12 protein-coding genes and 1 pseudogene are annotated in these 12,202 nt (G+C 72.2%); 6 read left to right on the top strand and 7 right to left on the bottom strand.

Annotation, left to right across the window (positions count from 1 at the left end; all coding sequences use genetic code 11):
* Positions 1 to 79: 79 nt before the first annotated feature.
* From ACFY16_RS21290 to ACFY16_RS21280, 3 genes are all read right to left on the bottom strand, one after another.
* Positions 80 to 2,332, bottom strand: coding sequence for a molybdopterin oxidoreductase family protein (locus ACFY16_RS21290; protein WP_390648707.1), 2,253 nt, complete (start codon positions 2,330 to 2,332; stop codon positions 80 to 82).
* Between the two features lie 92 nt (positions 2,333 to 2,424).
* A complete protein-coding gene (locus tag ACFY16_RS21285) occupies positions 2,425 to 3,042 on the bottom strand; it encodes a TetR family transcriptional regulator (protein ID WP_390648706.1) in 618 nt (205 codons plus the stop codon).
* Positions 3,039 to 3,647 carry a hypothetical protein gene (locus tag ACFY16_RS21280; RefSeq protein ID WP_390648705.1) on the bottom strand — a complete coding sequence of 203 codons (609 nt, stop codon included), beginning with the start codon at positions 3,645 to 3,647 and terminating at the stop codon, positions 3,039 to 3,041. The genes ACFY16_RS21285 and ACFY16_RS21280 overlap by 4 nt, the downstream gene beginning before the upstream one ends.
* A 182-nt stretch (positions 3,648 to 3,829) precedes the next feature.
* Between ACFY16_RS21280 and hmgA the strand changes: the two genes are divergently transcribed.
* From hmgA to ACFY16_RS21265, 3 genes are read left to right on the top strand one after another with little or no spacing between them, the layout of a single operon-like run.
* Positions 3,830 to 5,146 (top strand): homogentisate 1,2-dioxygenase, encoded by a 1,317-nt coding sequence (gene hmgA / locus ACFY16_RS21275; protein ID WP_390648704.1) that lies wholly within the window; start codon positions 3,830 to 3,832, stop codon positions 5,144 to 5,146.
* 26 nt (positions 5,147 to 5,172) lie between these two features.
* Positions 5,173 to 5,922 carry a GntR family transcriptional regulator gene (locus tag ACFY16_RS21270; protein ID WP_390648703.1) on the top strand — a complete coding sequence of 250 codons (750 nt, stop codon included), beginning with the start codon at positions 5,173 to 5,175 and terminating at the stop codon, positions 5,920 to 5,922.
* Between the two features lie 26 nt (positions 5,923 to 5,948).
* Positions 5,949 to 7,109 (top strand): type ISP restriction/modification enzyme, encoded by a 1,161-nt coding sequence (locus tag ACFY16_RS21265; RefSeq protein WP_390648702.1) that lies wholly within the window; start codon positions 5,949 to 5,951, stop codon positions 7,107 to 7,109.
* Positions 7,110 to 7,118: 9 nt separating this feature from the next.
* Here the strand turns inward: ACFY16_RS21265 and ACFY16_RS21260 are convergent, their stop codons facing one another.
* A complete protein-coding gene (locus tag ACFY16_RS21260) occupies positions 7,119 to 7,841 on the bottom strand; it encodes a TetR/AcrR family transcriptional regulator (protein ID WP_390648701.1) in 723 nt (240 codons plus the stop codon).
* Positions 7,842 to 7,904: 63 nt separating this feature from the next.
* On the opposite strand from ACFY16_RS21260, the gene ACFY16_RS21255 reads away from it, so the two are divergent.
* From ACFY16_RS21255 to ACFY16_RS21245, 3 genes and pseudogenes are all read left to right on the top strand, one after another.
* Positions 7,905 to 8,939: an ATP-binding cassette domain-containing protein gene (locus ACFY16_RS21255; RefSeq protein WP_390648700.1), complete on the top strand. Its 1,035-nt coding sequence runs from the start codon at positions 7,905 to 7,907 to the stop codon at positions 8,937 to 8,939.
* On the top strand, positions 8,936 to 9,718 hold the full coding sequence (locus ACFY16_RS21250; protein WP_390648699.1) for an ABC transporter permease: 783 nt from the start codon (positions 8,936 to 8,938) through the stop codon (positions 9,716 to 9,718). The genes ACFY16_RS21255 and ACFY16_RS21250 overlap by 4 nt, the downstream gene beginning before the upstream one ends.
* 237 nt (positions 9,719 to 9,955) lie before the next feature.
* Positions 9,956 to 10,396 (top strand): annotated as a pseudogene (locus ACFY16_RS21245) (CoA transferase); the annotation flags it as partial.
* A 9-nt stretch (positions 10,397 to 10,405) separates the two neighbouring features.
* Here the strand turns inward: ACFY16_RS21245 and ACFY16_RS21240 are convergent.
* The 3 genes from ACFY16_RS21240 to ACFY16_RS21230 form a co-directional block, all read right to left on the bottom strand.
* Entirely contained in the window at positions 10,406 to 10,675 is a 270-nt protein-coding gene (locus ACFY16_RS21240) for a hypothetical protein (RefSeq protein ID WP_390648698.1), read from the bottom strand.
* A gap of 116 nt (positions 10,676 to 10,791) precedes the next feature.
* Positions 10,792 to 11,604, bottom strand: coding sequence for an anti-sigma factor domain-containing protein (locus ACFY16_RS21235; RefSeq protein ID WP_390648697.1), 813 nt, complete (start codon positions 11,602 to 11,604; stop codon positions 10,792 to 10,794).
* Positions 11,601 to 12,143, bottom strand: coding sequence for a sigma-70 family RNA polymerase sigma factor (locus ACFY16_RS21230; RefSeq protein ID WP_390648696.1), 543 nt, complete (start codon positions 12,141 to 12,143; stop codon positions 11,601 to 11,603). Before ACFY16_RS21230 ends, ACFY16_RS21235 begins: the two co-directional genes overlap by 4 nt.
* Positions 12,144 to 12,202: the final 59 nt, after the last annotated feature.

Below are 12,202 nucleotides of genomic sequence, written 5' to 3'. Positions count from 1 at the left end.
ACGTTAGGTCGCGACAAACAGCGTTAACAAGACGTTGACATGCGAGCAATAAGCGCAAAACTCCAGGTCACAGCTTTGCTCAGGTCAGCGCGGTGAGCTTTTCGGTCACGGGAGCGAGTTCCACGGGCACACCGTTGAGGACCGCGTTGCCCGACAGCGGGTCGAGCAGGCTGCCGTCGAGGAGCTGGTTGACGTTGACGCCGGGGTCGACGGCGGCGTGTCCGAGGCGGGTGCCGGGCCGGTCGTGGCCCCAGCCGTGCGGCAGGCTCACCACACCTCGCCTGACGCCGTCCGTGACCTCCGCCGGGGCGGTCACCTCTCCCCCGGCGCCCTTCACGCGCACCGGCGCCCCGTCACGCACGCCGAGGCGTTCGGCGTCCTCCGGGTGGATGTGCAGGGTGCAGCGATTGGTGCCGCCGGTGAGGGCGGGCACGTTGTGCATCCAGCTGTTGTTGGAGCGCAGATGCCGGCGGCCGACGAGGACGAGCCCGTCGTGGCGCTCTCGCAGGGCCTGCCGAAGCCGTGGCAGGTCGGCCGCGATCGGCTGGGGCAGCAGCTCGACCTGCCCGCTCCTGGTCTTCAGCGGCTGCGGCAGCCGGGGGCGCAGCGGTCCGAGGTCGATGCCGTGCGGGTGGGCGAGCAGCTTCTCCAGACTCAGCCCGTCGGGGCGGGCGCCGAAGCCGTCGCCGTAGGGGCCCAGGCGCAGCATCATGTCCAGCCGCCGCTCGGGCCCTGTGTCGCCGGTGAGCAGGGCGGCCGGCTCACGCGGGTCGCGGCCGTGCACCGGGGAGTGCGGATCCTTGACGGCCTTGCCGAGGGTCTGGTCGATGACCAGGGCGTCGACGGCGGACGGGTCGGCGCCGTGCATGCCGGTCACGGCCAGGGTCAGCCGGGCCAGGATCTCGGTCTCGGCCATCCGGCCGGGTTCGAGGGGGACGGCGGGGCGCGTGTAGCGGACCTGGTTGCGCACGGCCAGGGTGTTGAAGGCGAAGTCGTGGTGCGGGCTCTGCGAGGGCGGGGGCGGCGGCAGTACGACGTCGGCGTGGCGGGAGGTCTCGTTGAGGTACGGGTCGACGCTGACCATGAAGTCCAGTGAGTCCAGGGCCTTGTCCAGCCGGTCGCCGTCGGGTGCGGACAGCACGGGGTTGGCGGCGACGGCGACGAGTGCGCGGATCGGCTCGCCCTCGGCGGTGGCGGTGTCGATCTCCTCGGCGAGGGCGGAGAGCGGCAACTCCCCCTTCGCCTCGGGGTGTCGGCTCACCCGGGAGTGCCAGCGGCCGAGCGCGAAGCCGTGCCCCGGGCCGGCGGGGCGGGGTGTCCGGTCGGTGGCGGCCTGTGGGAAGAGGGCACCGCCGGGGCGGTCGAGGTTGCCGGTGAGGATGTTGAGGACGTCGACGAGCCAGCTGGCCAGGGTGCCGTGCGGGACCGTGCAGCTGCCGATGCGGCCGTATACGGCGGCGGTGGGGGCGGCGGCGAGTTCACGGGCGAGGGCACGGATCACGGGGGCCTCGACGTCACAGGCCCCGGCGACGGCCTCGGGCGTGAAGTCCCGTACGGCCTCCCGGAGTTCCTGGACGCCCTGGACATGGGCCGCGAGGTCCTTGAGGTCGACGAGGTCCTCCTCGAAGAGGACGTACGCCATCGCCGCGAGCAGCAGGGCGTCGGTGCCGGGCCGGATCGCGAGGTGCCGGTCGGCGAGCTTGGCGGTGCGGGTGCGGCGGGGGTCGACGACGGTGAGGGTGCCGCCGCGGGCCTTGAGGGCCTTGAGCTTGCCGGGGAAGTCGGGGGCGGTGCACAGACTTCCGTTGGACTCCAGCGGGTTGGCGCCCAGGAGCAGCAGGTGGTCGGTGCGGTCCAGGTCCGGTACGGGTATGGCGTTGGCGTCGCCGTACAGCAGTCCGCTGGAGACGTGCTTGGGCATCTGGTCGACCGTGGAGGCGGTGAACAGGCTGCGGGTGCCGAGGCCGGCGATCAGAACCGGCGGGTAGAGGGCGCCGGCCATCGTGTGCACGTTGGGGTTGCCGAGGACGACACCGACGGCGTTCGGCCCGTATCGCTCGACGACGGGCCGGATACCGGCCGCTACCGCGTCGAACGCCTCCTCCCAGGTGGCCTCGCGCAACTCCCCGTCCCTGCGCACGAGCGGGGTCCGCAGCCGGTCGGGGTCGCCGTCGACGGCTCCGAAGGAGGCCCCCTTCGGGCAGATGAACCCACGGCTGAACACGTCGTCGCGGTCACCGCGGGCCCCGGTCACCCGGGTCCCCTCGATGGTCAGGGTCAGGCCGCAGGTGGCCTCGCACAGGGGGCAGATACGCAGGGCGGTGCGGGGCACGGGTCCTCCCGGAGGGCGGCGGCGACGGTGACGCACGAACGTGCCGCCGAGCATACCGACCGGTATGCCCGAGGGGGAGGGCTCAGGAGATGTCAGTCCAGTGCCCGCGCCAGATAGGCCCGCAGCATCGCCCGCGCCTCCTCGATGATCTTCTCGTCCCCCTCCGGGGCCACCCGGAAGGCGAGGTGGACGAGGGTGTCGGCGGTCTCCACGGCGATCAGGAAGGTGCGGCGCAGGTCCTCGTCAGGGGTGCGGCCGAGGTAGCCGGAGAGCATGTCGGTGAGGCGGTCGGCGACGCGGTGGTTGGGTTCGGCGTGGCGGGCGCCGACCGGTATCTGGTTGCCGAAGTCGACGAGGGAGAAGCCGGGCGCGGTGCGCTTCATGGCCAGGTACTCGTCCAGTACGGCGTCCATGGCCGCGCGCCAGTCGCCCCGCTCGGCCTTCTCCAGCCGCCGGGTGACGCGCTCGGAGTAACCCTCGAGGTTGCGCTGGGCGAGGGCGTCGGCCATCTGGCGTTTGTTGCCGAAGAAGCGGTAGACCGAGCCGATGGGGACGCCGGCGCGCAGGGCGACGGCACGGGTGCTCAGGTCGTCGTAGCCGACCTCGTCGAGGAGGTCGGCGCAGGCGTCGAGGATCCTGGTCAGCCGTTCGGCACTGCGCCGCTGCACGGGCGCACGGCGTAGCGATGTCGCTTGGGGCACGGGCTTCATGATGCCTCTCCGCGGCGGTCGGGTGAACGTCGACCCCCGGTACGTGCACCGGCGCCCCCTTCGCTCACCGCGGCGGACACGCTCACGGCGGGTGCCGGCTCGGGCGCCGACGCCGTGATGGCCGCCGCGCTCTCCACCGGCTTGCCGTCGACGGCCCACACGGTGTCGTCGTCGGCGTAGAGGCGGGCGGTGACCTGGTGGGTGCCGTGCGGGAGGTATCCGGCCGCGAGGCGGTGGCGGGCACCGCGCAGGACGGCGACGGGCCGCTCGTCCACGAAGAGGAGGGCGACGCCATGGCCGGGCACCGCCGCCGGCCGCGTACCGGCCGGCGAGAAGCGGAAGTCGCGTACGGTCAGGCGGACGTCCCAGCCGCCGTCGTCGTCGGGCTCCACCTCGATGCCGACCCGCGGTGCGTCCTTCTCGTCCACCTCACGGTAACGCCGCCCTTCCTGGTCCGTGTCGTCGAGGAGCCGGCCCACCGGCGAGGCGGACTCCCCACTGTTCTGGCTCTTCTGCTCATGCGCATCGCCGGTACCGCAGCCCGCCGATCCGACCAGCAGCACACAGACCGCGAGCGCGCCGAGAAGGCTGCGCTTGCACGACATGCCCGGGAGGGTAGAACACCGGTCCGAAACGCGGATCCCCCTGGAGTCTGGTTCTCGCCGCCGGTCACCCCTCCCGGCGCGTACGACCCGAGCCTCTCCCCCCCTTGCGCCGGCGCCCCCTTGCGCCCGGGAAATCGCAATCCTACGGTGATACATAGGAATCGGGTTGCGAGGGAGCGATCATGAGCGGGGACGCACGGAAGACCGCCGAAGGGCTGTCCTATCTCTCCGGTTTCGGCAACGAGCACAGCTCGCAGGCCGTGCCGGGCGCACTGCCCGAGGGCCGCAACTCACCGCAGCGCGCCCCCCTCGGCCTGTACGCGGAACAGCTCAGCGGTACGGCGTTCACCGAACCCAGGGCCCACAACCGCCGCTCGTGGCTCTACCGGATCCACCCCTCGGCCGCCCACCCGGCGTTCACCCGCACCGACAACGGCGGGCTGCGCACCGCGCCCTTCACGGAGACGGTCGCCGACCCGAACCGGCTCCGCTGGAACCCGCTGCCGGAACCCGCGGACGGGACCGACTTCCTGGCGGGCCTGTGGACCCTGGGCGGCAACGGCGACGCGACCCAGCGCACCGGCATGGCCGTGCACCTGTATCACGCCAGTTCCTCCATGGACCGCGTCTTCAGCGACGCCGACGGTGAGCTGCTGATCGTCCCGGAGCGCGGCGGGCTGCTGCTGCGCACGGAGTTCGGACCGCTGCACGCGGAGCCCGGCCATGTGGCACTGATCCCGCGCGGGGTCCGATTCCGGGTCGAACTGCTGGACGCCTCCGCCCGCGGTTACGTCTGCGAGAACTACGGCACCCCCTTCCGCCTCCCCGACCTCGGCCCCATCGGCGCCAACGGGCTCGCGAGCGCCCGCGACTTCCGCGCGCCCGTCGCCGCGTACGAGGACGTCGAGGGGCCGGTGGAGGTGGTGAACAAGTTCTGCGGCAACCTCTGGACGGCCCGCTACGACCACTCCCCGCTCGACGTCGTCGCCTGGCACGGCAACTACGTGCCGTACGTCTACGACCTGCGCCGCTTCAACGTGATCGGCACGATCTCGTACGACCACCCCGACCCGTCGATCTTCACGGTGCTGACGTCGCCGTCGGACACCCCGGGCCTGGCGGGCGTCGACTTCGTGGTCTTCGCGCCACGCTGGCTGGTGGGCGAGGACACCTTCCGCCCGCCGTACTTCCACCGCAATGTGATGAGCGAGTACATGGGGCTCGTCGAGGGCGCGTACGACGCGAAGGCCGAGGGCTTCGTGCCGGGCGGTGGCTCGCTGCACAACATGATGTCGGCGCACGGCCCGGACCGGGAGACGTTCGACCGGGCGAGCGCCGCCGAGCTACGGCCGCAGAAGATCGACGACGGACTGGCGTTCATGTTCGAGACCCGTTGGCCGGTGACCCTCACGCCGCAAGCGGCGCACGCGGAACACCTCCAGCAGCGCTACGACGACGTGTGGCAGGGCCTCGAGCGTCACTTCCGCCCGTTGCAATGAACGTTGCAGACAGGTACGGATAGCCCGTGACCTCCTTCGCCCCGGACTCGATCGTCCTGAACCGCAAGCTGCCGTTGTGGTACCAGGTGTCGCAGTCGTTGCGCGCCTCGATACTCGGCCGCGCCCCCCAGGATCCGCTGCGCCTGCCCACCGAGGAGCAGCTGGCGGGGCACTACGGCGTGAGTGTGCTGACCATGCGGCAGGCGCTGAAGGAGCTGGAGGACGAGGGGCTCATCTCCCGCCACCGCAGGCGCGGCACGTTCATCGAGCCGGACGCCCACCGGGGCACGCCCGTACGGCTGCTGGGCTCGGTGGACGCGATCGTGGCCCAGCAGTCCGGGATGACGACCGAGCTGCTGGAGCACGGCCGGGCGCCCCTGCCGACCGAACTCGCCGAGTTCTTCCCGGACCTGACCGAGGCGGCGACGTACCACCGGCTGCGCAGCGACGAGAAGACCGGCGAACCGACGAACCACGCCCGCAACTACGTCCGTCCGGAACTGGCCGAACGCATCGACCTGGCGGACCTGGTCCGCTGGCCGATGACGAAGGTGCTGCGGGACGTGGTGGGCGCGGACATCAGCCGCATCACGGACACGGTGGAGGCCCGCCTGGCGGACCCGGAGACGGCGAAACTGCTCCAAGTCCCCCTGCTGAGCCCGATCCTGCACTACACGGGCATCACCTACGACACGGCCGGCCGGCCGTTGGACGTGGCGGTCATCCACTACCGGGGCGACCGCTTCTCCTTCACGGTGACCCTCGACGCCACCTGACCCGGCCCGCCCCGACCCGTCGTACGATGCCCAGCGTGCCGCACGACGACGCTCCGCCGCTGGCGGACCTCATGCCGTGGTCCGTCGCACCGCCGCGGCTCGGCCGGGGGTGGCCGACGGCCGCCGACCCGGCGTCCCTGAAGGCCCGCTGGGACGCGCTCATGAAGGCCGAGGGCCCCGACCGGGAGGCGCTGTTCGAGCCGACGCGTTCGCGCACCCCGCACTCGGCGGTGGGCCGGCTGCCCGGCCAGACCAGCGGCACGGAGAAGCTGGTCCGCGCTTCGGGCCCCTGCCCGGAGCCGGTACGCGTCCTGTACGCGCCCTTCGACGAGCAGTGGCTGATCCCCGACCATCGCCTGATCGACGCGGCCCGGCCGGAGTTGTGGCGGGTTGCCGACGAGCACCAGATCTTCGTCGTGGAGACGCCGGAGTCCCCCGGCCCCGGCCTCCTGGCCACGTCCCTCCTGCCGTTGCTCCGCCCCGGCCGCGTCCGCCCGCTGTTCCGCCGCCCGGGCGGCACGGAACCGAACCTGGCCCCCGGCCTGCTGGACCATCTGTCGGCCCGCCTCGGCCACTCCCCCACCCCCGTGGACTTCCTGGCCTGGACGCTGGCGACCGTACGCCCCGGCCTCACCGTCCCCCTCACCGAGGACCCGGACCTCTGGGCCCAGGGCGTCGAACTGGGCCGCCGCACGCTCTGGCTGATGCGCCGCGACGGTGACCGCCCCAAACTCCCCGGCGGCCGCCGCCCCTACGTCCGTGCCCCGCTCCCCACCCTCCCCCTGACCGTCCACTACGACCGCGACGAGGAAACCCTCCACCTCGAGGAGGGCCGCATCTCCCCGGTGCCGCCGGAGGCCTGGGACTTCGAGGCGGGCGGGGTCCGGGTGCTGGAGCAGTGGTTCGCGGCACGGACGACCGAGGGCCCGGAGCCGGGCACCCTGGCGGCGATCCGCCCGGCGGCCTGGCCGCAGGCGTGGACGTCGGAGCTGCTGGAGCTGATCACCGTGCTGGCGCTGCTGGCGGAACTGCGGCCTCGGCAGCGGGAGCTGACGCAGACGGCGCCGATCACGACAGCGGAGCTGCGCAAGGCGGGCGTACTGCCGGTACCGGATGCGGCTCACCGTCCGGCGTCGGTCCTCGACCACCACGAAGAGGGCCCGGAGGGACAGTTCGCGCTGATCTGACGCTTGGGTTCAGCTGATCTGACGCCCGGGTTCAAAGGCATCGAGCACTCTCCCCAACGTCCGCTCGAACACCGCCTCCAGATCGATCGGCCCCGCATCCTCCGTGAACGCCGCGGCCATCCGCGGATACGCCCCGCTCGCGATCCGACCGCCCAGATAGCCGGTCCGCGCGGCGTTCTCCTGCTCCTCCGACCACGGCAACAACCGCACCCGCTCGGCCGTGGCGATCTCGTTCGAGACATACACCGTCACGACCGCGTTCAGCATCGAGATCAGCTCCATCTTCGTGCCGTAGGACGCCTGAAGCGGGTCCAGGCAGACCAGGCAGTGCTCGATGTAGCGCAGGGCGTGGGGGCTGAACCCGTAGACCGGCGACATCAGCCCCGGCAGCCAGGGATGGCGGAGCATCAGCGCACGGGTCTGATGAGCGACGCGGAGCATGTCGGCCCGCCAGTCACCGGTCGGCTCCCACAGCTCGTGCTCGCCGCTGACCGCGTCCACCATCAGCTCGTACAGGTCCTCCTTACGGGGGACGTAGTTGTACAGCGACATGGTCCCGCAGCCCAGCTCCGCCGCGACGTGCCGCATGGACACCGCGTCGAGCCCTTCCGCGTCGGCGATGCGCACCGCCGCCGCCGCGATGTCGGCGCGGGTGTACGCCGGTTTCGGCCCACGGCCCGTCCGCTCGGGGCGCGCCCAGATCACTTCGGGTTCGGCCGGTCGGCCCGCCATCGATCATCACCTCGACCACCATCCTAGTTACGTACGGCGTACGTAGTGCGTTATGGTCGGGTCATGACTACTACGTACGCTGTACTTAGTGAGGGGCTGGAGAAGCGGTTCGGCGATGTCCGTGCCCTGCGCGGACTGGACCTGGCCGTGCCGCAGGGCACGGTCTGCGGCGTCCTGGGCCCGAACGGGGCGGGCAAGACCACGGCCGTCCGACTGCTCACCACGCTGCTGCGGCCGGACGCGGGGTCGGCCAGGGTCGCCGGGCACGACCTCATGAGGGAGGGCGCGGCCGTACGGCGCAGGATCGGTGTCACCGGGCAGTACGCGTCGGTCGACGGGGACCTCACCGGACGCCAGAACCTGCGGCTGTTCGCCCGCCTGCACCGGGTGCGAGGACCGGCCGAGCGGGCCGACGAGCTCCTGGAGCGCTTCGGACTGGCCGAGGCCGCCGACCGGCCGGCCTCCACCTACTCGGGCGGCATGCGGCGCCGCCTGGACCTGGCGGCCAGCCTGATCCGCCACCCGGAGGTGCTCTTCCTGGACGAGCCGACCACGGGACTCGACCCGGCCAGCCGGAACCGGATCTGGGACACCGTGCGCGAACTCAAGGCGGACGGCACGACCGTGCTGCTGACCACCCAGTACCTGGAGGAGGCCGACCAGCTCGCCGACGACATCGCCCTGGTGCAGCGGGGGCGGGTGGCACACACGGGTTCGCCCGCACACCTGAAGGCGCTCATCGGCTCCTTCGCGCAGGTGGTCGTCGCGGACGCGGACGTCATGGCGCAGGCGGCCGGCGTCCTGGACCACCTCACCGGCTCCGCGCCCACGTTCGACCATGACCGCAACGCCGTGGGCGCGGTCACCCGGGACCCCACTCTCACCCTGCCGCGCCTCGTACGCGAACTCGACGCGGCGGGCGTGCCGCTGCTCGACGTGACCCTGCGGCCGCCGACCCTCGACGACGTCTTCCTGAGCCTCACCGGCGAAACCGACGGAGGCGACGAAACCGATGAGACAGGTGAGACCGGCAAGACCCCCGAGACCTGCGAGACCTACGAGTCCGACCCGACCGGCGACAAGGAGCACGCGGCATGAGCACGCTCGCGTACGACGGCACCGCGATGCTGGGCAGGCAGCTCCAGCGGATCCGGAACAACCCGGCACTGGTGATCCTCACCCAGACGATGCCGGTCACCATGCTGCTGTTCTTCGGCTACGTCTTCGGCAGCGCGCTCGCGATGCCCGGCGCGGAGTACCGCTCCTTCCTCGTGCCGGGGCTGCTGGTGGCCACCGCCGCCAACGGGATCATGACGGGCATGTTCCAGGCCGCCCAGGACACCCACCGGGGCGTGACGGACCGTTTCCGCACGCTGCCGATGAGCCGGGCCGCCGCGCCGCTCGGGCAGGCGGTGGCCGACCTCGTCGTCACGGCCGTCGGGACGGTGCCGTTCCTGCTGGTCGGGCTGGCGGTGGGCTGGCGGGTCGAGGGGTCGGCGACGGGGGCGGCGGGCGCGCTGGGCCTGTTGCTGCTGTTCCGCTTCGCGTGCACCTGGGTGGGGATCTTCCTGGGGCTGCTGACCCGCAGCGAGGAGGCGGCGGGCCAGCTGGGCAGCGCCACGTTCATGCTGCCGCTGCTGTCCAACGCCTACATCCCCACCGACAACCTGCCGGGCTGGCTGCGCACGCTCGCCGAGTGGAACCCGATCAGCGCGGTGACGACGGCCCTGCGGGACCTGTTCGGCAACGCCCCCGTCCCCGACGGCGCCGCCTGGCCGGTCGCGCACCCGGTCGCCGGTTCGCTGGCCTGGTGTGCCGTCCTGATCGCCGTGTTCGCGCCGGCGGCTGTGAGCCGGTACGCGCATCCCCCTGCATGACAAAGGCGCCACGCTCGGGACGTGATCCAGCGCAGGACGCCACCCCTGCCGCCCCTGCAGGGCATCTCCGTCGTCGCCGTCGAACAGGCCGTAAGGCCCCCTTCGCCACCCGTCGGCTCGTCCGTCCGGGCACCGGCGTCATCAAGGTGGAGCAGAGCGACGGCGGCGACTTCGCCCGTGGCCACGACACCGCGGCCGGCGGCCTCGCTTCGCACTTCGTGCGGTGCGAGGCGAGGCAATGACAGGGAGTGGCGGCGGTCGGCCGAACAGCTCATCGGGCAGCCGGACTTGGGTACGGATCCGGCGTGCGCGACGAACACGGCGGGGGTCGCGAACCGGGAGCGTACGGACGCGTACATGGCGAAGGCGCTGGAGGCGCTGGACGCCGACGGGGCGGTCGCACGGCTCGAGGGCGCGGGCATCGCCCGCGCACGCCTGTGGGACCTGCACGAGGGGGCGGAGCATCCGCCGCCGGCGGCTCGGGGGCGGTGGTGGGAGGTGGGGACGCCGGTCGGGCCGCCGCGGGCGCTGCTGCCGCCGATCACGCTGCCGGGCGGAGCGGAGGCAAGGAGGGGGGACGTGCCCGCGCTCGGGGAGCACACCGAGGCACTGCTGCGCGCCGTGGGGATGACGGACGAGCTGATCGCAGCGCTGCGCCGGGACGGTGTGACCGCCTGAGCGCGGGACTCAGTTCCCGCCGAACAGTGAACGGCGCAGCCGGCGCAGCGGCGCGAAGAGCGACACGCGGCGCACTCGCGCGACCCTGCTGGTGTTGTCGGGCTGGGTGTCACGCGCCGTCAGCTCACGCATCAGCGAGGTCGCCTCGGCCGTCTCGCGCTGCGGTATGGCGGGGCCCGCCAGCACCGAGAGATGGCGGTCGAGGCGCGAGCTGGTCGCACTGCTCCCGCAGGTGATCGCAGGGACCCTCGCCCTGCTGCGCACTGTTATCTGTTCCATGTCACTCCCCACCCGTACGAGTCCACCCGGCCCGGGCAGAGTAACCCTATCGCCCCCTCGGGGCACTCGTGTATCGCGGGCACAGGATTCACCTTCCTGGTAAGGGGGTTTGACGACTACTCTCCGAATCCGAGCGATTTCAGGGCGAGTTGGACAATCGGCTGGCTGGTGGGCTGTACTGAGCCCCCGTCGGGTTCGACGGTCACAGCGAGTGACGTGGCGGACTTGTCGAGACCGGACGTGACCAGGGGCGCATCGCCGTCGAAGAGACCGAGGGAGCGCGGTCGCACGTCGGGGCGCATGAGCCACAGTTGGTGCACCTGTCCGTTCGACAGGTCGTCGTATCCGCTCAAGGTGACGACCGCACGCCCCTCCGACGCGGAAGCGATCACTCCGATACTGCGCCCCCGGGCGTCCCGGTCGGTGGTCGCGCGGGCGTCCGGAGCTGCGAGAACGTGGGCGATCTCACGTGACTGCGCCTGCTCGGCCCTCAGCTGGTCCTGGGTGCGGTTGGCCTGGACGGCGAAGAGCGAGGCGACGACGAGGGCCGCGGCGGCCGTCGCCGTGGCGAACGGGACGAAGAGGGGGCGCGGGCGGGGCGCACGGGTGCGCGCGGGCGGCGGCTGCGTGCCCCAGACGTGCGGCGGCAACTGGGGCGTGCGCTCCCGTGTCGGGGCGGGCGCCTGCGGAGTCGTCCGTACGGCGGCCATGACCCGTTCGCGCATCGCGGCCGGCGGCGGGGCGGCCGTGGACCAGGCGAGCCGGACGGTGTCCTCGGTCAGGGCGCGGACCTCGGCGGAGCAGCGGTCGCACCCCTTGAGGTGCCGTTCGAAGCGCAGCCGCTCGGCGGGTTCCAGGGCGTCGAGGGCGTAGGGGGCGGCGAGCGAGTGCAGGTCCTCGCGGCGAAGCAGGCGGTCGAGGACGCTCATGCGACACCTCCCAGGCATTTGCGCAGCTGGGTGAGTCCGTCGCGCATACGTGTCTTGACCGTGCCCAGGGGGAGGGAGAGCCGCTCGGCCACCTCACGGTACGTGTAGCCGTCGTAGTAGGCGAGAGTGACGGACTGGCGTTGCAGGGCCGTCAGCCGGTCCAGGCAGCGGCGCACCCACTCGCGCTCCAGACCCGCCTCGACCTCTTCGCTGACCTGGTCGAAGGCGGGGTGGTGGGCGCGCCGTGCCTCGCGCTGCTCGCGTTCGCCGGCCGCTCGTACGCTGCGCACCCGGTCGACGGCGCGGCGGTGGGCGAGGGTGAGGATCCAGGACAGGGCGCTGCCGCGGCCGGGATCGAAGCGGGCGGCGGAGCGCCACAGTTCGAGCAGCACCTCCTGGGACACCTCCTCCGACTGCGCCGGGTCCCGCACGACACGGCGCACGAGCCCGAACACCGGGCCGGACACCAGTCCGTACAGCTCCTCGAATGCCTTCTGGTCACCACCTGCCACGAGCACCAGAAGCTCGTCCGCCTCCACGCGGGCCCCCTCTCCTCGGCCGCACCCGGCCCGTCCCGTCACCCCGGACATTCGCAACG

It is taken from the genome of Streptomyces sp. NPDC001315 (assembly GCF_042896175.1).
Classification (GTDB): Bacteria; Actinomycetota; Actinomycetes; order Streptomycetales; family Streptomycetaceae; genus Streptomyces.
Note: the sequence above shows the minus strand (reverse complement) of the source record. Positions and strands in the feature narration are given on the sequence as shown.

Bases quoted from the DNA above. Each gene is read 5' to 3' on its own strand.
- ACFY16_RS21280 (WP_390648705.1), bottom strand. From the start codon at position 3,647: ATGTCGTGCAAGCGCAGCCTTCTCGGCGCGCTCGCGGTCTGTGTGCTG.
- ACFY16_RS21255 (WP_390648700.1), top strand. From the start codon at position 7,905: ATGACTACTACGTACGCTGTACTTAGTGAGGGGCTGGAGAAGCGGTTC.
- ACFY16_RS21260 (WP_390648701.1), bottom strand. From the start codon at position 7,841: ATGGCGGGCCGACCGGCCGAACCCGAAGTGATCTGGGCGCGCCCCGAG.
- ACFY16_RS21265 (WP_390648702.1), top strand. From the start codon at position 5,949: ATGCCCAGCGTGCCGCACGACGACGCTCCGCCGCTGGCGGACCTCATG.
- ACFY16_RS21235 (WP_390648697.1), bottom strand. From the start codon at position 11,604: ATGAGCGTCCTCGACCGCCTGCTTCGCCGCGAGGACCTGCACTCGCTC.
- ACFY16_RS21250 (WP_390648699.1), top strand. From the start codon at position 8,936: ATGAGCACGCTCGCGTACGACGGCACCGCGATGCTGGGCAGGCAGCTC.
- hmgA (WP_390648704.1), top strand. From the start codon at position 3,830: ATGAGCGGGGACGCACGGAAGACCGCCGAAGGGCTGTCCTATCTCTCC.
- ACFY16_RS21285 (WP_390648706.1), bottom strand. From the start codon at position 3,042: ATGAAGCCCGTGCCCCAAGCGACATCGCTACGCCGTGCGCCCGTGCAG.
- ACFY16_RS21240 (WP_390648698.1), bottom strand. From the start codon at position 10,675: ATGGAACAGATAACAGTGCGCAGCAGGGCGAGGGTCCCTGCGATCACC.